The organism is Brevundimonas lutea (genome assembly GCF_003704105.1).
GTDB lineage: Bacteria > Pseudomonadota > Alphaproteobacteria > Caulobacterales > Caulobacteraceae > Brevundimonas > Brevundimonas lutea.
This window is the reverse complement of record NZ_QUOQ01000006.1, coordinates 173022-192786: the sequence shown is the minus strand read 5'-3', so window position 1 is coordinate 192786 and position 19765 is coordinate 173022. Positions and strand designations below refer to the sequence as shown.

Here is a 19765-nt window from a genome sequence, read left to right as displayed (position 1 = left end):
GATCAGCGCGTGGGGCGCGAGCCTTCCGGCCCCGGCTGGCTGGCGGGACCGGGCGCGGAGGGGGCCGTGGCGGCGGCCGGCTCGTCAGCGGACAGCGTCGGTCTGAGGAAGGCCAGGGCCACGGCCAGGGCCAGCAGCACGATGTTGGCGATAAAGGGCGCGGGCTCGGCCAGCTCGTACAGGGCCACCCCGATCACCGGGGGCGCGAGGAAGCTGAGCCCCGCCAGGGACATAATGAGGCCGGCGATGGCGCCTTGCTCGCGCCCGGTCACGGCCAACGACGACCCCGCCGTGAAGCCTGGCCGGGCGAAACCGACGCCCATCGACACCACCGCATAGCCAACAACCACACCGTAGTAGCCGGGCCCCCAGACACTTAGCGCATTGCCGACCAGGGCCAGAACCGCGCCCCAGCGCATCAATTCGCGCGGCTTGAGGTGCAGAGCCGGGATCAGGCCCCACTGGACCATTAGCGTGGCCGCCGCCCCGGCCAGCATGGCCACGCCGATATAGGGCTGGGCGGCGGCGGCGCTGGTTTGGCCCTCGGCGGCCAGTTCGTCGATGATGTGAAAACCCAGCACGGCGATGTTGATGGCCTGCGCTCCGGTGACCAGCAGGCCATAGAGCAGGAAATCGCGCACGCGCGGGTCCTTCCACAGGCCCTTGCCGGAGGGGGACTGCCCGGCCTCGGCCGCTTTGCGGGTGACATCTCCTGAGGGCAGCTTTCGCCAGACCACCAGCAGCACCACCAGTCCCAGCACCGCATAGGCGTACATCGGCCCGGCGAGGCCGACGATGGGCAGGACGAAGAAGGGCGCCAGCGCCGGGCCCACGACCGTGCCCAGCCCCTGAGCCGAGGCCAGCATCGACATGGCCTCGGTGCGGGTCTTCGGCCCCGTGCGGTCCGCCACATAAGCCTGGCTGGCGATCGGCGCGGCCGAGCCGAACAGGCCATAGAAGGCCCGCGCCACCGCCATCAGGGTGAAGGCGACTCCCGCCCCCAGCACGCCGTTCAGCCCCAGGCTCGCCGCGACGCCGAACCCCGACATCGACAGGACGAAGCCGGTCAGGCCGATCAGGATGACCCGTTTGCGCCCCAGTCGGTCCGAGAGGCGCGCCCAGAAAGGCGAGGTCACGGTCCACAGCAGGGCCGACAGGGCGAAGGCGCCGGCTACCAGTGTGTCGGCCAGCTGAAACTCGCGCCCGATGGCCGGCAGCACCGACTGCAGCGCCATGTTGCCCGCCGCCGCCGTCAGGCTGACGGCGAACAGCATCATGAAGGCCGGGCTGCGAGGGCTCATGCCCCTCGGATAGGACGCGTCGCCCGCCGTCGCAATCGGCGTTTGATCAGCCCTCGGCGGCCTTCTTGTCGGCGGCGGCCTTCATGCCGGCCTTGATCAGGTCGGCGGCCTCGGCGGCGTCGGCCCAGCGGTGGACCTTGACCGTCTTGCCCTTCTCCAGGTCCTTGTAGCGGGTGAAGAAGTGTTCGATCTGCTCGATCAGGATGGCGGGCAGCTGACGATAGCTGGCGACGTTCGAATAGAAGGGGTTCAGCTTGTCGACCGGCACGGCCAGGATCTTCTCGTCGCCGCCGGCCTCGTCGGTCATCATCAGGGCGCCGATCGGACGGGCGCGGATGATGCAGCCCGGCACCACCGGCGTGGGGTTGATCACCAGCACGTCGCAGGGATCGCCGTCGTCCGACAGGGTGTGGGGCACGAAGCCGTAGTTGCCCGGATAGTACATGGCCGTGTGCAGGAAGCGGTCCACGAACAGGGCGCCGGAGTCCTTGTCCATCTCATACTTGACCGGCAGCCCCCCTTGCGGGATTTCGATCACCACGTTCACGTCCCAAGGCGGGTTCGGGCCGACGGGGATGGCGTCGAGGTTCATGGCGGTTCACTCTTGTGCAACTGCGAAACGGGGAGGCCGGTCTGATAGGCCGCTCCGACCCGCATCTCAAGCGTGACGTGAGGGGACGGGACGATGGAGACCGCCGTATTCAGCCGGGCCGACATCCTGGCGCTGCTTCTCTTCTTCGCCTGCTGGCTGGGCTATGACGCCGCGCTGAGGCTGCTGGCGCGAGGGCCCGGCACCTTGAACGCCGACATGATGGTGGTGCGCGACGCCTGGATGCGGGCCATGACCACGCGCGAGGTCCGGATCGTCGACAGCCAGCTGATGGGCCATTCGATCAATTCCGCGTCCTTCTTCGCCTCGGCCAACCTGCTGTTGATCGCGGCGGTGGCGGGAGTGCTTTTCGGCGGCGAGGCGGCGCTGCGGGGCGTGGCGGAGGTGTCGCGCGACGAGGTGCCCCTGGGCCTGATCGAGGCCAAGCTGGGGCTGGTCACCCTGTGCCTGGCCCGGGGCCTGCTGGATTTCATATGGTCGATCCGCCAGCTGAACTACTCCCTGGCCGTGATCGGCGGCGCGCCCGACGACGGCGAGGAGCGCGCCCGCTATGCCCGGGCGGCGTCCGACCTCCTCAATCCGGCTTTGGCCTCGTTCAGCCAGGGGGTGCGGGGCTACTATTTCGCCCTGGCGGCCGGCGCCTGGATGATTGGACCCTGGGGGTTGGCCGTGGGGACGGCGGGGGTTACGGGATTGCTGGTCTGGCGGCAGTCCCGATCGGCGGCGGCAAGGGCCATTCGTCGTCTGCGCGGAGAAATCGAGGGCGATCACGACCCCTCTGGGAGTGGTAACGCGGTGTGATCGCAGGTGCGAAATGACGCCTTGACGATTTGTGCACCGCAACCTAGCTTGAATTCGACGCCTTCGGGCGTCTGCCCTTCCTGGGCGTTTCCTCCCTATCGACTTTCAACCGCGGCTTCGGCCGCGGTTTTTTTCTGTCGTCAGCCTGTCCGGCGGCGAAAATCCGCTGGCTTCAGTCCATGTCGGGTCAGCTTGTCGTAAAACGTCTTGCGCGGCAGCTTCAGCGCCGCCAACGCCCGGGCGATGTCGCCCTTGCTGGCGATCAGGGTCTCGCGCAGGATCTCACCCTCCAGCCTGGCCATCCGTTCTGTCAGTCCCTGCGTGTCATCAACCCTCGGCTCGGTCGCCTCCAGCCCCAAGACGACCCGTTCGGCGACACTCGCCAGCTCCCGGATGTTTCCGGACCAGTCATTCTCCATCAATCGACGCCTGAGGCGATCATCCAGCGCCGGAACCGGTGCGCCATGGCGATCCGCCGAGGCGCGCAGCAGCTGGGTGAACAGCAGCGGCAGGTCATCGCGACGCTCGCGCAGCGGCGGCACACGCAGCCGCACACCGTCCAGCCGATAATAGAGGTCTTCGCGGAAGCCCCCGCGCTGCACCCGGTCCGCAAGATCGACCTTGGTCGACGCCAGGATACGCAGATCCAGCACGCGAGGCTCGGCGGCCCCGATCGGCAAGATTTCGCGCTCCTCGATGACCCGCAGCAGCTTGACCTGAACGTCCGGCGGCATGGCATCCGCCTCGTCCAGAAAAAGCGTGCCGTTGTGGGCGCGTTCGATGTGGCCGACACGACGCCGAAGCGCGCCGGCGAAGGCGCCCAGCTCGTGACCGAACAGCTCGCTCTCAATCAGGCCTTCGGGCAGGGCGCCGCAGTTGACCGCCACGAAAGGCCCGAGTCGCCGACGGCCGCCACGATGCAGGGCGCGCGCCACCGCCTCCTTGCCGGTCCCGGTCTCCCCCTCGATCAGGACCTCCATCCGGGCGTCGGCGATCTGGGCGATGCTGGCGTTGAGAGCGGTGATTGCCGACGAGTCGCCCATAAGAGGCAGGTCGTGCTCGCTGTCGGCGGCCAGGGCGGCGAGACGTCTGTTGTCCAGCACCAGGGTGCGCTTCTCCAGCGCCCGCCTGAGACTGCCGGCCACCATGTCGAATGCGAAGGGTTTTTCCACGAAGTCGTAGGCGCCGGCGCGCAGGGCCGCGACCGCATCCGCCACCTCGCCGTGGCCGGTGATCATGATGACCGGCAGATCGGGGTCGATGGTCTGAAGCCGGGACAACAGCTGCCGTCCATCCATCCCCGGCATCCTGAGGTCCGTGACCACCACCCCGGCGAAGTCTTCCCCCAGGCCCTTCAGCGCCGCCTCGCCCGAATGAAAAGCTCGCACCCGGAAATCGGCAAGCATAAGCCGTTCCGCCAGCGCTGCACGGAAATCGTCGTCGTCGTCGACCAGAACGATCTCGCCGGGCGGCGGCCCCCGATCGTTCATGGCGCCGCCTTCAGACGCACCACGAACACGGCGCCCTCGTCGCTGTCGGCCAGGCTCAGCTCGCCGCCGAAACCGGCGACGATGTCGCGGCAGATGACCAGCCCCAGTCCCAGACCCGCGGGTCGGCTGGTGGTGAAGGGGGTGAACAACCTCTCGCGCATCTCGGACGAGACGCCCGGCCCATTGTCGGCGATCGACAGAAGGATGCTCTCGCCGTCGCGGCTGACGGCGATCATGATGCGAGGATCGGGCAGACCCTCCAGCGCCTGGCAGGCGTTCTGCACAAGATTGACGATCACCTGCTCCAGCCGGAAACGGTCAGCGGTGACGCGGATGTCGCGCCCGCCGGTGCGAACCAGTTGTACGCCGCCCTCCCGCAACCGACCGCCGAGGAGCAGCAGCGCCCCGTCCACGGCCTCGGCCATCCGAACGGACTGCAGTCCCGGCTCGGATTTGCGGGAAAAGGCCCGGAGCTCCTGGGTGATGGCGCCGATCCTCTGGGTCAGATCGGAAATCCTGCTCAAGGCCCCGCGCGCCTTGTCGCCTTCGGCGCGGCCGACATAGGTCTCGGCGATCTCGGCTTGGGTGCGGATGGCGGCGACCGGCTGGTTGATCTCGTGCGCCACGCCGGCGACGATCTGGCCCAGCGCCGCCAGCTTTCCGGCCTGAACCAGTTCATCGCGCAGCAGTTCGCGGGAGGCCTCGGCACGGCGGCGCTCCTCCATCTCGGCATTGAGCGCCTGATTGGCCTCGCGCAATTCTCGCGTCCGTTCGTCGATGCGGCGTTCCAGTTCCTCGCGGCGTCGCTCGTCCTCGCGGGCGCGCACGGCCTGTTGCTGGCGGCGCCGCAGCATCAGGGCGGCGCCGACCGCCAGCAGGGCGACCGCCAGGGCCGCGACGGCTCGAGCGCTCGCCGCAGCCCCCTGGATCGCGCCGCGGGTCGGGGCAAGGAGGTGCAGCGTCCAGCCGGGCGTGGCCGTACCAGTGCGGGCGTACATCCAGCGCTGAGCCTCTCCGCCGACCGCCACCTCGATCAAGGCGGGCGCGGCGTCGGGCGTCTCGAACGGCAAGGGGCGCAGGTCCTCCGGCGCCAGGGTCTGATCGGTCAGGGTCAGGCGGCGGCGGCGGTCGTCCAGCGGCTCCAGCGTGCGGAACCGCCAGTCGGGCTCGCTGGTGATCAGCACGACGCCGCCGGGATCGACCACATAGGCCGGTTCGCCGGATGCGCGCCATTCGGCCTCCAGCGCGTCAAACTCGACCTTGACGACGACAACGCCGAGCGCCTGTCCGCCTGATCCCTCGACCCGCCGCGACAGGTAGAGCCCCGGACGACCACTGACCGTGCCGAGCGCGAAAAACTCGGCCTCGCCGCGCGCCATGCCGTCGACGAAATAGGGGCGGAAGCCGTAGTCGGCCCCGACAAAGCTGGTCGACAGGCGCCAGTTGCTGGCGGCGCGGGTCACACCGTCCGCGCCGATGACATAGATCACCGCCGCTCGGGTCTGGGTGGCCAAGATCTCCAGCTTGCCGTTGATGGCCTCAGTTTCCCCCGCGCCGCCGCCGGCCAGGAGATGCGCGATGTCGGGGTCGCCCGCCAACGCCACCGGCAGGGACCGGTGCTTCTCCAGCTCGCTGCGTAGAACGGCGGCATGCAGATCCGCCGCCGCCTCGGCCTGCCGGGCCAGTTCGGCGCGGGAGTCGCGCTCAGCCGCCGCCCCCGCCAGCCACATCGCAGCCACCGTCGACGCCAACCACGCGCCAATCAACACGATCCAGGCGGATCGTTCGGACCGTGCGACGCGGGGGGTGGCTAAGGCCATCACTGAGGCCAAGTGTGCGACATTTCGCACGACCGAACCAGTCACCTGTGCGAAAAACCGCACAGATCGGCCGGACCCTGATGAACCGGCGCTCACGAACAATAGAAAAGACAGAGGGTTAAGCGCATGGCGAAACCGATTTTGCCCGAGGCTTCCAAGCGCCGACAGTCGTCGTCGAAGAGCGCGACGCAGACCGCGCCTTCGGAGGAACCGCGGCTTCGGCCGGCAGACCAGGAGCAGCCCGTGATCCCGACCCCGTCGGACGGGGCGTCAGCGCCCGCGATCAAGAAGCCGTTCTATCATCACCTGTATTTCCAGGTGCTGACGGCCATCGTGCTGGGCGGCCTGATCGGTCACATCTGGCCCCTGTTCGGCGAAAGCCTGAAGCCCTTGGGCGACGGCTTCATCAAGCTGGTCAAGATGATTATCGCCCCGGTGATCTTCCTGACCATCGTCACGGGCATCGCCGGGATGCGCGACATCGGCCGGGTGGGCCGGGTCGCCGCCAAGGCCTTCGGCTATTTCCTGGTGTTCTCCACCCTGGCCCTGATCATCGGGCTGGTCGTCGCCAATGTGATCCAGCCCGGCAGCGGCCTGAACATCGATCCGGCGACGCTGGATACCGGGGCGGTCGAGGGCTACGCCCAGGCGGCCCACGAAAGCACCATCGTCGGCTTCCTGCTCAGCATCATTCCCGACACCCTGGTCGGCGCCTTCACTAGCGGCAGCATCCTGCAGGTGCTGTTCGTGGCCATCCTGTTCGGCATCGCCCTGGCCATGATCGGCGAGCGGGGCCAGCCGATCCTCGACTTCTTCGATACCCTGTCGACGGCCGTGTTCAAGCTGGTCGCCATCCTGATGCGCGCGGCGCCCATCGGCGCGTTCGGCGCCTTCGCCTTCACCATCGGGGCCTATGGCATCGGCACGGTGCTGAGCCTGGCCGCCCTGATCGGCACCTTCTACCTGACCTCGCTGATCTTCGTGCTGGGCGTGCTGGGCATCGTCGGCTGGGTCAACGGTTTCTCGATCTTCAAGCTGATCCGCTATCTGAAGGAAGAGCTGTTGCTGGTGCTCGGCACCTCCAGCTCCGAGGCCGCCCTGCCCAGCCTGATCCAGAAGATGGAGGGCGCCGGCGCTGCCAAGTCGGTGGTCGGGCTGGTCGTGCCCACCGGCTATTCGTTCAACCTGGACGGCACCAACATCTATATGACTATGGCCGCCCTGTTCATCGCCCAGGCGCTGAACATCGACCTGACCCTGCAGGAGCAAATCCTGCTGCTGCTGGTCGCCATGCTCAGCTCGAAGGGCGCGGCGGGGATCACCGGCGCCGGGTTCATCACCCTGGCGGCCACCCTGTCGGTGGTGCCCTCGGTGCCGGTCGCCGGCATGGCGCTCATCCTCGGCATCGACCGCTTCATGAGCGAGTGCCGGGCCCTGACCAATTTCATCGGCAACGCCGTGGCGACTCTGGTCGTCGCCCGCTGGGAAGGCGAGCTCGACATCGACCAGATGCGCCTGGCGCTGAACGGCGAGCCGCGCCCGCTTGCCGCCAAGCCCGACCCCGCCGCCGGACCCGGCGACGACCTCGTACTCGCCGACGACTGAACAATCAGCGCCGCAAAGGCGCGGACCTTGGGAGGATAGACAATGACGCGCTTCAGAACCCGGATGGTTTCGACCACCGCCCTGACCCTGGCCATGAGCTTCGCCGGCGCCGCCCTGGCGCAGGAAACCGCTCAGCCCGCGCCACTGCCGCCCGAGGACGAGGCCACGGAGCTGGAGGAGATCGTCGTGGTCGGCACTCAGATCCGCGGGGCCTCGACCACCGACGCCCTGCCGGTGGTGGTGTTCGACCAGGAGCAGATCCTGGCCACCGGCGCGACCTCGGGTGACGACCTGTTCCGCTCCATCCCCCAGATGGGCGACGTATTGTTCGAGGCGGCCAACAATCCGCAGACCTCGAACTCCGCGCGCGGCGACGTCAATTCCGTCAACCTGCGCTCGCTGGGTGTCGGCAACACCCTGGTGCTGATCAACGGCCGGCGCATGGTCCAGCACCCGACCAGCCAGGGCACGTCCGACACCGGCACGGTGCCGGTGCTCAGCTACAACTCCAACGCCGTGCCCGTGGCCGGTCTGGAGCGTCTGGAGGTGCTGCTGGACGGCGCCGCCGCCATCTACGGCGCCGACGCCGTGGCGGGGGTGGTCAACACCGTCATGCAGGACGACTTCGACGGCCTGACACTCTCGACCCAGTACGGCGGCGCGGAGGGCACCGGCTTCACCGAGCTGGAGTTCAATGTCTTCGCCGGCAAGGATCTGGATCGAGGCAATATCTCCCTGTTCGCCAGCTACACCGATCGCTCCAAGCTCTGGGCCGACGAGCAGGACTTCACCCGTTCCGACGACATGCGGGCGATCTTCGCCCAGTATGAGGGGTACGAAGACGCCACCGTCACCGACGGCCGCTCGTCGCACACGCCGTGGGGCCGGTTCGAGCTGCCGGGCTTCACCTCCTCGACGCGCCCGCGCTATTTCGGCGTGCCGATCGCGGCCACCTCGGGCACCTTCCGCATCCAGCCGCTCAGCTTCGGCTGCGGCGGCGCCGACATCGGCGGCGGCCTGTGCCTGGAATCCGGCGTCACCTCCTACAACTCGCTGAACCGCGAGATGCGCTACGACACGCGGGTCGACACCACGGTCCGCTCAGCCATCGAGCGGATCAACGTCTTCGCCTCGGGCCACTACGACCTCACTGACAATGTCGAGGCCTTCGGCGAACTGGGCTTCTACGGGGCCGAGAGCCGGGCCACCCAGCCGCCGGTGATCAATCTGAATGAGCTGTGGGTGCCGGCCAGCAACTACTGGAACCCGTTCGGCCCGGTGACCTTCGCCGACGGATCGACCAATCCCAACCGCCTGCCCGGCCTGACCGGCATCCCCGACGAGGGCCTGCCGGTGCTGATGGGCAACCACCGCTTCGTCGACGCCGGCTTCCAGGAGGTCGTGGTCGAGAACTGGCAGAGCCGTGCGCTCGCCGGGCTGCGCGGCGAGTGGCGCGGCTTCGACTGGGAGACGGCGCTGCTCTATTCGGCGGCCGAGGCCACCGACAGCTCGCCCAACGTCAACTCCACGGCGCTGCAGCAGTCCTTGGCTCTGTCGACGCCGGACGCCTACAACCCGTTCAACGGCGGCTGTGTCGATACGCCCAGCTTCGGTGACTGCACCCCGTCGTCGCGGGTGGCTATCGACGCCATCGTCTTCGACCTCGAGCGCAAGTCAGAGACCACCCTGACCCTGGCCGACTTCAAGATGAGCCGGCCCGACCTGTTCTCCCTGCCCGGCGGCCCTGTCGGCGTCGCCTTCGGCGTGGAGGCGCGCCACGAGACCCAAAGGGACGAGCGCGACGAGAACCTGGACGGCACCATCACCTTCACCGACATGGTGACGGGCGCGGTCAATCAGTCGAATGTCGCCGCCGTCAGCCCTAACCCGGACACCGAAGGCAGCCGCGACGTCTTCGGCGCCTTCATCGAATTCGCCGTGCCGGTGGTCTCTCCGGAGATGAACATCCCGCTGGTCCACAGCCTTGATGTTCAGCTGGCCGGGCGGTTCGAGGAGTATTCGGACTTCGGTTCGGTGGCCAAGCCCAAGATCGCCGTGGCCTGGGACATCATCGACGGCTTGCGGGTTCGCGGCTCGTATTCCGAGGGCTTCCGCGCGCCGAATCTGGAACAGGTCAACGCCACCCAGTACGCCCGCCTTGCCGGCAACGAGGACTATATCCGCTGCGAGGCCGACCTGCGCACCGGCGAGATCGACAACTTCAACCAGTGCGGCCGCAACGCCAGCGCCTCACTGCTGATCGCCGGCAATCCGGACCTGGAGCCGGAGGAAAGCACCAATCAGTCGGTCGGCCTGGTCTTCCAGCCCTACTGGATCCCGGAAAATCTGGGCAATTTCACCTTCACCGTCGATCGCTGGAAGATCGAGCAGGAGAAGATCGTCGGCCTGCTGGGCGCCCAGACGGCCCTGGCGCTAGACTATCTGCTGCGGCTGCAGGGGTCGTCGAACCCCAACGTCAATCGCGATGAACCCAATGCGGACGACATCGCCAATTTCGAAGGCACGGGCCTGGAGCCGGTCGGCGACGTGGTCTCCATCAACGACCAGTTCGTCAATCTGCTGCCGCAGACGGTCGAGGGCATCGATTTCGGTGTGGACTGGTCCAACCGGACACGCTGGGGCCGGGTCAATTTCAGCCTGAACGCCACCAAGATGCTGGAATATTCCCGCGACCCGGGTCCGATCGTGAACGAGCTGTTCGAGGCGCGAGAGGCCGGCATCATCAACGAGCTGACGCCCCTGCCGCAGTCGGCCCAGCTGGTCGGCGTGGACGGCCGGCCCGAATGGCGCCTGATGTCGAACCTCAACTGGAGCCAGGGGCCCTGGCGCGCCGGTCTGACCGCACATTATGTCTCGGAGATCGAGGAGCCGGGCCTGCTGAGCTCGACCGGCGAGCCCTGGGTCGTCGATGATCAGCTGACCTTCAACCTCTATGGACAGTATGAGTTCGAGAATGCCGGCCTGGCCTCGGGCGCGCGGCTCAGGGTCGGCGCACGCGACATCTTCGACGAGGGTCCGCCGCTCGCCGATGGCGGCTATCTCGGATCGGTGCACCGGCCCTATGGTCGCTACTGGTACGCCAGCGTGAGCAAGACCTTCTGATGACGAGATCGTCGCGACCCGCCTCCTTCCTCCGGCCGGTCGCGGCGCGCCGTCGGGGGCGGGGCCTTCTACGACCGGGGCGCATCCTGAGCGTTCTGGCCGGGCTGGCCTGTCTGGCGTCCTCCCCCGCCGGGGCCCAGCCGGCCTCGCCCCCGACGACATCCTTTCCCGCGCCCCAGAGCGTGAACTGCCCCGAGTTCCTGGCGAACGGTGTCCGGTGCGTGCGCGGGCCGGGATTGAAAGGCGGCTACTACTGGATGGCCGTGCCCGCCGTCTGGAACGGCGTGCTGGTGGTCCACGCCCACGGCGGCCCCCGCCTGGGCGCGCCCGAGATCGACGATTCCGTGGAGGACCTGGAACGGTTCTCCATGCTGGTCGATCAGGGCTACGCCTGGGCCGGCCATACCTATCGGCGCGGCGGCTATGGCGTGCGCATGGCGGCCGAGGACACCGAAGACCTGCGCCGGATCGCCTGGGCTCATCTGGGCCGACCGCGGCTGACCGTGCTGCACGGCCAGTCGTGGGGCGGCAACGTCGCGGCCAAGGCGGCCGAACTCTACGCCCGTGACGCCGAGGGCCGGGTGGTGTGGGACGGCGTGGTCACGACTAATGGCCTGCTGGCCGGCGGGACGCGCGGCTACGAGTTCCGCGCCGACCTGCGCGCCGTCTATCAGTATGTCTGCCGCAATCACCCCCGGCCCGACGAGGCGGCCTATCCGGTGTGGCGCGGTCTGCCCGACGACAGCGACCTGACCCGCGCCGAGCTGACCCGGCGGGTCGAACAGTGCACGGGCGTCGACCGACCCGACGCCCGCCGCTCGCCGGAACAGCGCCGGAATCTGGCGGATATCCTCGGCGTCATCGGCATCGAGGAGGATCAGCTCGTCTCGCACTTGGCCTGGGCGACCTTCACCTTCCGCGACATGGTCGGGCGGCGGCTGGATGGGCTCAACCCCTTCGACAACAGCGACACCGTCTATCAGGGCTCGCACGACGACACGGCGCTGAATGCCGGGGTGGAGCGGTTCGCCGCCGATCCCCAGGCCGTGGCGCGGCTGGCCTATGACGCCGACCTGTCGGGCCTGATCGTCGCGCCGATGATCACCCTGCACGCCAAATACGACCCCACCGTCTTCGTCGAGCACGAGGCCATGTATCGCGAGACGGTCGCGCGGGCGGGGCGCGACGACCTGCTTGTCCAGACCTTCACCGACGAGGACCAGCACAGCCGTCTCAGCGGCGCGGAATATCTGGCCGTGTTCGACGCCCTGGTCGCCTGGATCGACACCGGCGAACGTCCCATCCCCGCGGCCATCGCCTCTCGTTGCGAAGCCCAGCCCCAACCTCACCGCGCCGAGGGATGCCACTTCGACACGGACTTCCACCCGACGACGGACTGAGCTCAGTCGGCGAATGCCGGCGCCAATCGGTGCGAATGCAGGGGAAAATGGTGGACGCGACAGGGATTGAACCTGTGACCCCCTCGATGTCAACGAGGTGCTCTCCCGCTGAGCTACGCGTCCGCCGTGACGGGCCCCGGCGTACGCCGGGGTCGGGAAGGCGCGGTCTATAGCCCGGCCGCCACCGGGCCCGCAAGCCCTCAGGCGGCGATCATCTTCTCGACCTCGCCAACCAGCTCGCGCAGGTGGACGGGCTTGGACAGCACCTTGGCCTGTGGCGCGGCCTGGGCGGCGGTCAGGGCGACGGCGGCGAAGCCTGTGATGAACATGATCCTGAGGCCCGGCTGGCGCGCGGCGGCCACGCGAGCGACCTCGATACCGTCAGCGCCCGGCATGACGATGTCGGTCAGCAGCAGGTCCCATGGTCCATCGTCGATGCGGTCGATGGCGTCGTCGCCGTTCTCGCAGGCGGTCACCTCATGACCCGCGCGCTCCAGCGCCCGGGTCAGGAAGCCGCGCATCGACTCATCGTCCTCGGCCAGCAGAATACGCGCCATCGAGGGGCCTTTCGTTAGAATCACTCTGGCTTGAACGTAGCGTGGGGAGGGTAAAGCGGCCATGAAGGCCCGATGCCGCTCCACCCGGATTCGCCCGCGTCCGCCCTGGTTATCCACCGCCCCGATGGCGAGGCTGGGCCCTGGGTGTTCGCCTCGCCGCACTCCGGAACGTTCCTGCCGGCCGACCTGGGCGCCGATCCCGCGCTGGACGAAGGCTCGCTGCGCAGCGCCGAGGACGTGGCCATGGACGTGCTGGCCCGGCCGGGCGTGGCCCTGGGCGCGCCTCTGATCGCGTGCGCCGTGTCGCGGGCCTATGTCGACGTCAATCGCGCACCGGATGACCTCGATCCGCAAGTGGTCGCAGGCTTCGACCCGCCGCAACCCGTCAGCGCCCGCGTCCAGGCCGGTTATGGCGTCATTCCCCGGCTGACCGGGGACGGGCGCCCGATCCGCGCCACCCGGTTGTCGGCGACGGAGGCGGAGGGCCGGATCGATCGGGTTCATCGGCCCTACCACGAGGCGCTGGCCACGCTGATGACCGAAGCGCAAGAACGCCACGGCCGCGCGACGCTGATCGACTGGCACTCCATGCCCGCGGGCGGCTCCGGCGGACCCGATGTGGTGCTGGGCGACCGCCACGCAAGCAGTTGCGGCGCCGCCCTGACCCGTCGCGCCCGCGCGGCCTTCGAGCGGCGCGGCTGGCGGGTGGCGCTGAATCGGCCCTACGCCGGAGGTTACGCCACGCGACTGTGGGGCCGGCCGGACGAAGGGGTTGAGGCGCTCCAGATCGAGATCAGCCGGGGACGCTATCTCGACCCAACCACCGGGCGGCCTGGCCCCGGCTTCGGTGCGGCCCAGGCCGTGATCCGTCAGGTCATCGAGGACCTGCTCGGCGGCTGACGCGCCTCAGCGGTCGTGCTTGTCGCGTCGGCGGCGGCCCATCAGCAGGCCGGATTCCAGCCGTCCGCGCATGGCCTGGTAATAGGCGGCGAGGAACTCCCGGTCGCTCTCGAAACCCCGCTCGTGGTCGATCTTGGCGGCGATGCGCTGGGCGATGGCTCTCAGAGTGGCGCGGTCGGCGGTGCGCAGGGCCTGTTCCAGCACGTGCAGTTCGTGGACGCCGTAGGCGTCGAGCTGGGCCTCGGTGAAGCCTCCGGGCGCCGCCGGGGCCGCCTCCTCGGCCAGATCGCGGGCCAGCCGGGGCTTGGGCGCGGTCAACACCCAGGTGCCGGCCACGATGTCGCCGGCGCGCAGCTTGTCGCGGTTGAACACCGGCAGCAGCACGAAGACCAGGCACCACATCACCGCGGCCAGATGAATCCAGCCGTCCACGCCGCGTGCGCCCGCGCCGATCATCACCGTGATCGGCAGGAACAGCTCTAGCTCTCGCAGCGCATTGCGGGTGAACACCGCCTCGGGGCGCAGCCGCCCGCCGTCGCGGCTGGCGACCCTAAGGCCGACGATCCTTTTGCCGGGCGTGGCGGCGCGGGGCGACATTTCGAACAGCAGGAAATAGGCGTTCCGGAACAGGAACATCCCCAACGTCCAGATGACCAGAACCAGCTCTCCGGACGATTGCCCGATGGCGAAGAAGGTGGACAGGGCGGCGATCGTCAGCACGATCATGGCGCCGACGATGATGGCCAGATCGATCAGCAGCGCTCCGAACCGGGCCCCCACCGTGCCGACGCCGAGCCTGAGGGGCACCCCCTCCGGCGTGACCAGCATCCGCTCCATCGCGGCGGCGCTCACGAGCCATCGCTCCCGGCCCGCGGAGCACGCCGTGGGGCATAGAAGTACAGCGCCCAGATCAAAGCCGTGACGGCCGCCACGGCGTAGCGGGCGCCGTCATGGGTGATCAGCTGGCGTCCAAAACCTTCCAGCAGGCCGGCGCAGAACAACATGACGACCACCCCGACCAGCACCAGGCTGCCCTGGCGGCCGGCGGCGGCGGCGGCGTCGAGCCGCGCCATCCTGCCAGGGAAGGCCACGGCCCAACCGATCCGCAGTCCCGCCGCGCCCGCCAGAATGACGGCGAACAGCTCGGTCACCCCGTGGATGGCCAGCCAGCCCCCGAACTCATAGCCCAGCCCCTTCGACGCGAAGACATGGATCATCGCCCCCAGCATGGCGCCGTTGGCCAGCAGCACGATCAGGGTCGGCGCCCCAAAGGCGAAGCCGAGCGCAAAGGCGACCAAGGCGATCTGGGCGTTATGGGTGAACAGGAAGGCGGCGAAGGCCGACAACCCCGACGATCCCTCGTCGTGATACAGGGTCTCTCTCAGGCTGTCGGCGCTGGCGGTCGGGTCGCGTCCGGAGGCGAGGCCGCCGTCGACGAAGGCGTAGAACCAGTCCGCCTCCTGACCCATCAACCAGGCGGCCATCACGGCGCCCAGCACCAGGGCGGCGACACTGACCAGGGTCTCGCGCCACAGGCCCCGCACCGCCTGGGGCCAGGCGTCGCGAAAGAAGGTCGCCACCTGTTTCGACGGCGAGGTGCGCGCGCCATAGACGAAGAAATAGGCCCGGGCCGACAGGCTCTCAAGATAGGCGATCAGCCCGGCGTCCAGCGAGGTGGCGCGCGCCACCGACAACGACGACAGGGCTCCGCGATACAGCACCGGCAGATCGAGGATCTCCTGATCGCTCAGCGTGCGTAGCGACTTCTTCTCGGCCTTGGTGACGATGGCGTCGAGCCGCTTCCACTGCGCCTCGCGCTCGCGGCGAAATCTCTGGCTCTTCAGCGGCGGAGCGGCGTCGGTCACAGCAGATCCTTGCGCTTCAGGTCGAGATAGGCGTTCAGCGCCGCCGGACCGACCTGATCGGCGGGGGCCTCGACGACGTGGGCGCCCATGCGGCGCAGGCGGGTCAGCACCAGGGTCCGCTCACGCATCAGATCGGTCGCGACCACGGCGCGGGCGACATCGTCCGGCGTCTCGGGCGCATGGCCGGCCATGCCCTCCAGCTCGTCGTCGCGCATCACTACGAACAGGATCAGATGGGTGCGCAGCGCCCGGCCGACGCTCTCCAGCATCAGCTCGGCCGCCGTGGCGTCGGCGAACTCGGTGAAGATGACGATCAGGCTGCGCCGCCGCAGGCCGGCCGACAGCGTGCTGAGCCCGAGCGCGTAGTTGGTCTCCTCGGTCCCGTAGTCGATCCGCGCCGCCTGCCGGTGCAGCAGAGGAAAGGCGCCGACTCCGGTCAGGGCGCCGGTCGACAGACGCGGCCGGTCGTCGAAGGCGTAGAGGCCCGCCCGGTCACCGCTTCTCAGACAGACATAGGCCAGGAGCAGCGCGCCGTGCACGGCCCGGTCGATGCGCGGAGCGCCGCCGACCGGCTCGCTCATCACCCGACCGCTGTCCAGGGCCATGACCACCTGGTGATTGCGCTCGGTGCGGAACTCCTTGGCCAGCAGATGCCAGTGCCGGGCCGACTGTTTCCAGTCGATGGTGCGGCGATCCATGCCGGAGCGGAACTCTTGCAGGGCGTGAAATTCGGCGCCCTCTCCTATGTCGCGCTGGATCTTTGCGCCGAATTCGGCGTCGCGGGAAAACATGCGCACGGCGTCGTTTTCGATGCGGCGGATGTCGGCGCCGACCCCGACCTCGGCCCGGTCGTCGCGACGCAGCTGGCGCCACATCAGACCCAGCGGCCCCTTCCATCGCGCCCATCGGCTCTGAAAGGCCACCAGGCCACGGCGCGGCGGGACCATCAGGAATCGCGCGACGCCGTCAGAGCTGGCGGCGATGCTCGGCTCGATCAGTCCGGCGGGGCCGTCCGCGTCCAGCGCCGCCTCCAGCCCGCGGAGGCGTCCGCGCCCCGTCGTCGCCCTGACCTCCGCTTCGCCGGGACGACCCACGGCCAGATAGTCTGGCGAGTCGAGGGTCAGCTCCACGTCTCTCGCAGCGGGCGAAAGCACCGCATCCAGCACAGCCGCGCCGGCCAGCGCCGCCAACCAGGCGACCCCCACCGTCCACAGCCCGGGCGCCAGCACGCCGACCAAAAGCGCGACCGGCGCCCCGGCCAGGGCCCACATCACCAGGGCGCGGGTCGGATAGACCAGCACCTTCGGACCGTCGCTGGATCGGGGTCGCCAGAGAGGTTTCACGCAAGGCGCCTCATCGCGGCGCCGCGACCTGATGGACCAGGGTCTCGACCACCTGGTCGGCGCGGCGGCCCTCGATCTCGGCGGCGGGCGACAGCACGACCCGGTGGCGCAGCGCCGGCAAGGCCAGGGCCTTCACATCGTCGGGGATGACATAGTCGCGGCCGTCCAGAGCCGCCCGCGCCCGCGCGGCGACGCCCAGCATGGCCCCGGAGCGCGGCGAGGCGCCCGTCATCAGATCGGCCGACTCGCGGGTGGCCCTGATCAGATCGACGATATAGGCGACCACCTCGTCGGACACCCGGATCGCGGCCACGGCGGCCACGGCCGCCTCCAGGGTGGCGCCGTCGGCCACGGTCTCGACCCCCAGGGTCCGGGGGTCCGGCATACCGACCCGCGACCCGTGTTCTCGCACCACCCGCAGCTCGTCCTCGCGCGACGGATAGGGCAGGACATGCTTGAACAGGAACCGGTCCAGCTGGGCCTCGGGCAGGGGATAGACACCCTGCTGCTCGATGGGGTTCTGGGTGGCGATGACGGTGAAGCGCCGGGGCAGGGCGTGGGTCTCGCCGTCGATGGTCACCGAACGCTCCTGCATCGCCTCCAGCAGCGCCGCCTGGGTCTTGGGCGGCGTCCGGTTGATCTCGTCGGCCAAGAGCACGTCGCAGAAGATCGGCCCGCGCGTCAGACTGAAGCTGGAGGTCTGGAAATTGAAGATGTTGGAGCCCAGGATGTCGCCGGGCATCAGATCGGGCGTGAACTGGATGCGGCCGAACTGGACCCCCAAGGCGGCCGAGAAGCTCTGGGCGAGCAGGGTTTTGGCTACCCCCGGCGGTCCCTCCAACAGTACGTGACCGCCGGCGAACAGGGCCGTCAGCATCAGGTCGACCGAGGCGGTCTGGCCGATCACGGCCTTGCCGATCTCTGCGCGGAAACGGTCGGCCAGGGCGCCGAGCTCTTGTGGGGTCATGAAGGGCGTCCCTTGGTCATCGAGGTCTTCCAGTCAGTCAGGGCGCGGGCGAGCGCCATCAGGTCCTTGGGCGTTCGCGTCGTCAGGGCCCGGTCGTTGAGCGCGGTCCACCGCTCCGGACTGCCGCCGGCCTCGGCCAGCCGATCCAGCAGCGCCGTCTGCCGCGTCTCGTCGCCGTCGGCAGGCGCGGCCACGGCCTTCAGCGCGGCGGCGCGGGTCAGGCGCGCATAGGGACCGGCCAGGCGGTGCTCCTTGCCGGCCAGGGAGATCAGGGCGGCGGTGTTGTCGGCCAGGGCGCGCTTGCCCAGCGGCACGACCCGCTCGCCCCGTCGGTGCGGACCGAACCGGACCAGCGCGCCCCAGCCGACCAGCAGGAAGGCTGCGAACAGGCACAGGCTGAACCCCAGCAGCGGCGGCTCCAGCATCAGGCGCAGCAGGCTGCGCGGCCGGCTGAACCCCGCCGCCGTCAGGTCGAACACCAGGGGCGCGTCGCCCGCCAGATAGTCAAGCATCGCCACGGCCGCCCGGGCCCGGCCCAGATCGGCCATGCCCTGGGTGTTCAGCAGGTCCGGCTCGGCCAGCACATAGGAACCGGTCTCGTCATGGGTCACGACCAGCGCCCGCCCGGCCTCGTCCAGGATCACGGGTCGCCAGCCCTCGCCCGACAAGGTGCGCAGGCCTTCGATAGGTTGGTCGGGTCGTCCCAAAATCGCGCCCGCGCTCGTTCTCAGCGACGGCCGGCTGTCGCCCTCGACCTCGGTGACCGCCAAGGCGCTTGTGGCCGCGACCACGGCCAGATCCTGGTCGGCGTCCTGATTGGCACGGGGATCGTCGCCCGGCGCCCCCGGCGTGACATCCCCCATGTCCGGCAGTACGGCGGCGGCGAACATGGGCGGTAACCGCCCCGCCGCCCGGACCCAGCCCGGCCGCACCGGATCGGGCGTGGTGTTCCACTTTGGCAGCACATACAGCAGGGCCCGATCGCTCTCGGCCAGGGCCTCCAGCGGTTCGCGGCTGACGCCGTGCAGAGGCGTGACGATCGTCAGGCTGTTCGGCGTCAGCTCGCCGGGGCCACGGACCATCACGGGATCGCGACCCGTCTCCTCCAGCAATCGCACAAGCCCGGCATAGCCTACCGCCGATTTCGACAGGGCGTGGGCCTGGCCGTCGTCGCCGTCCCTGAGGTCGGGCGCATAGGCGCTGAGCACACCCATCGACGCCAGGGCGAAGACGGCGACCCCAACCAGGCCGACGACCACCGCCGGCTTGAACGGACCCGACCTCGCGCCTTCGACCCCCGCGCTTGCCGCCGCCTCGACGCTCATCCGGTCCAGGTTCCGGGCAGGGCGAAGGCCTCATAGTCGCGGCGACAGGCGGCGAAGGCGTCGGCGTCTACCGGCCGGCCGCCGAACAGACTGGCCTCGACCGCCTGGGCCATACGCGCAAAGGCCGGCCGCGCCGTGGCCGGCAGGGCGTCGAGATCGCGGATGTCGCGCGCGGTCAGGGCCGGGCGGATGGCGCTGGGCCGCCGCGCCTTCAACTCGTCGATGCTGCGCAGCAGGATCAGGTGCACCGCCTCGGCGAACCGGCCCTGGGCGGCCAGGGCGTCTGCGTCCGACAGCAGCACCCGCGCCGCCGCTTGATCCGGCCGCCAGCTCTCCGGACCCAGGTTCCGCGCCTCGGGCCGCGCCGACCGCCCGATCCGCACCAGTTCACGCCCGATCAGCCAAAGGATCGTCGCCACGATTGCCGCCAGCCCCAGCCAGAAAATGCCCTGCCATAGCGGACCGAGCGCTCGCAGCATGTCCAGCAACGGCTCCAGCCATCCCGGCGGGCGCGGCGGCTGAAATTCGGTCATGCGGAACTGCAGGTCGCGATCGGCGAGGAGGCGCGCGTGCGCCTCGGCCAGGTCGCCCGCGCGTCCCGCCCCGTTCGCCGTGCTCGTCGCTCCCGTCGGGGCCGTCATCACGCCTGCCTGCACCT

The 19765-nt window shown here is 69.2% G+C and carries 16 protein-coding genes and 1 tRNA gene; 5 read left to right on the top strand and 12 right to left on the bottom strand.

Annotated elements, in window-relative coordinates:
- Positions 1–2 precede the first annotated feature (2 nt).
- Both EES48_RS12285 and ppa read right to left on the bottom strand, forming a co-directional pair.
- Positions 3–1301: an MFS transporter gene (locus tag EES48_RS12285; RefSeq protein ID WP_122467395.1), complete on the bottom strand. Its 1299-nt coding sequence runs from the start codon at positions 1299–1301 to the stop codon at positions 3–5.
- Between the two features lie 46 nt (positions 1302–1347).
- Positions 1348–1893, bottom strand: a complete 546-nt coding sequence (ppa, locus tag EES48_RS12280) for an inorganic diphosphatase (RefSeq protein WP_122467390.1) — start codon at positions 1891–1893, stop codon at positions 1348–1350.
- Between the two features lie 93 nt (positions 1894–1986).
- On the opposite strand from ppa, the gene EES48_RS12275 reads away from it, so the two are divergent.
- Positions 1987–2712: a DUF599 domain-containing protein gene (locus EES48_RS12275; RefSeq protein WP_122467386.1), complete on the top strand. Its 726-nt coding sequence runs from the start codon at positions 1987–1989 to the stop codon at positions 2710–2712.
- A gap of 140 nt (positions 2713–2852) precedes the next feature.
- On the opposite strand, the gene EES48_RS12270 is transcribed toward EES48_RS12275, so the two are convergent.
- Together EES48_RS12270 and EES48_RS12265 are read right to left on the bottom strand one after the other, a co-directional pair.
- A complete protein-coding gene (locus tag EES48_RS12270) occupies positions 2853–4202 on the bottom strand; it encodes a sigma-54-dependent transcriptional regulator (RefSeq protein ID WP_122467381.1) in 1350 nt (449 codons plus the stop codon).
- Positions 4199–5932 carry a sensor histidine kinase gene (locus EES48_RS12265; RefSeq protein ID WP_240623354.1) on the bottom strand — a complete coding sequence of 578 codons (1734 nt, stop codon included), beginning with the start codon at positions 5930–5932 and terminating at the stop codon, positions 4199–4201. Before EES48_RS12265 ends, EES48_RS12270 begins: the two co-directional genes overlap by 4 nt.
- A gap of 333 nt (positions 5933–6265) precedes the next feature.
- Between EES48_RS12265 and EES48_RS12260 the strand changes: the two genes are divergently transcribed.
- From EES48_RS12260 to EES48_RS12250, 3 genes are read left to right on the top strand one after another with little or no spacing between them, the layout of a single operon-like run.
- Complete coding sequence (locus tag EES48_RS12260; protein WP_276309626.1) at positions 6266–7627, top strand: dicarboxylate/amino acid:cation symporter; 1362 nt, start codon at positions 6266–6268, stop codon at positions 7625–7627.
- Between the two features lie 42 nt (positions 7628–7669).
- Positions 7670–10750 carry a TonB-dependent receptor plug domain-containing protein gene (locus EES48_RS12255; RefSeq protein ID WP_122467369.1) on the top strand — a complete coding sequence of 1027 codons (3081 nt, stop codon included), beginning with the start codon at positions 7670–7672 and terminating at the stop codon, positions 10748–10750.
- Positions 10750–12150, top strand: coding sequence for an alpha/beta hydrolase (locus EES48_RS12250; RefSeq protein WP_162998143.1), 1401 nt, complete (start codon positions 10750–10752; stop codon positions 12148–12150). The genes EES48_RS12255 and EES48_RS12250 overlap by 1 nt, the downstream gene beginning before the upstream one ends.
- 48 nt (positions 12151–12198) lie before the next feature.
- Here the strand turns inward: EES48_RS12250 and EES48_RS12245 are convergent.
- Together EES48_RS12245 and cpdR are read right to left on the bottom strand one after the other, a co-directional pair.
- A tRNA-Val gene (locus EES48_RS12245) sits at positions 12199–12273 on the bottom strand.
- A gap of 77 nt (positions 12274–12350) precedes the next feature.
- Positions 12351–12707 carry a cell cycle two-component system response regulator CpdR gene (gene cpdR / locus EES48_RS12240; protein ID WP_122467359.1) on the bottom strand — a complete coding sequence of 119 codons (357 nt, stop codon included), beginning with the start codon at positions 12705–12707 and terminating at the stop codon, positions 12351–12353.
- Positions 12708–12779: 72 nt separating this feature from the next.
- Here cpdR and EES48_RS12235 point away from each other — a divergent pair, with 72 nt between their 5' ends.
- Positions 12780–13607, top strand: a complete 828-nt coding sequence (locus EES48_RS12235; protein ID WP_122467356.1) for an N-formylglutamate amidohydrolase — start codon at positions 12780–12782, stop codon at positions 13605–13607.
- 6 nt (positions 13608–13613) lie between these two features.
- Here EES48_RS12235 and EES48_RS12230 read toward each other — a convergent pair whose 3' ends face one another.
- From EES48_RS12230 to EES48_RS12205, 6 genes are read right to left on the bottom strand one after another with little or no spacing between them, the layout of a single operon-like run.
- Positions 13614–14459, bottom strand: a complete 846-nt coding sequence (locus EES48_RS12230) for an RDD family protein (RefSeq protein WP_240623347.1) — start codon at positions 14457–14459, stop codon at positions 13614–13616.
- Positions 14456–15472 carry a stage II sporulation protein M gene (locus tag EES48_RS12225; RefSeq protein WP_122467351.1) on the bottom strand — a complete coding sequence of 339 codons (1017 nt, stop codon included), beginning with the start codon at positions 15470–15472 and terminating at the stop codon, positions 14456–14458. The genes EES48_RS12230 and EES48_RS12225 overlap by 4 nt, the downstream gene beginning before the upstream one ends.
- A complete protein-coding gene (locus tag EES48_RS12220) occupies positions 15469–16815 on the bottom strand; it encodes a DUF58 domain-containing protein (protein ID WP_240623346.1) in 1347 nt (448 codons plus the stop codon). Before EES48_RS12220 ends, EES48_RS12225 begins: the two co-directional genes overlap by 4 nt.
- Before the next feature lie 10 nt (positions 16816–16825).
- Positions 16826–17782, bottom strand: a complete 957-nt coding sequence (locus tag EES48_RS12215; protein WP_122467347.1) for an AAA family ATPase — start codon at positions 17780–17782, stop codon at positions 16826–16828.
- Positions 17779–19107 carry a hypothetical protein gene (locus tag EES48_RS12210; RefSeq protein WP_122467344.1) on the bottom strand — a complete coding sequence of 443 codons (1329 nt, stop codon included), beginning with the start codon at positions 19105–19107 and terminating at the stop codon, positions 17779–17781. The genes EES48_RS12215 and EES48_RS12210 overlap by 4 nt, the downstream gene beginning before the upstream one ends.
- On the bottom strand, positions 19104–19748 hold the full coding sequence (locus tag EES48_RS12205) for a DUF4129 domain-containing protein (RefSeq protein WP_122467627.1): 645 nt from the start codon (positions 19746–19748) through the stop codon (positions 19104–19106). The genes EES48_RS12210 and EES48_RS12205 overlap by 4 nt, the downstream gene beginning before the upstream one ends.
- Positions 19749–19765 lie beyond the last annotated feature (17 nt).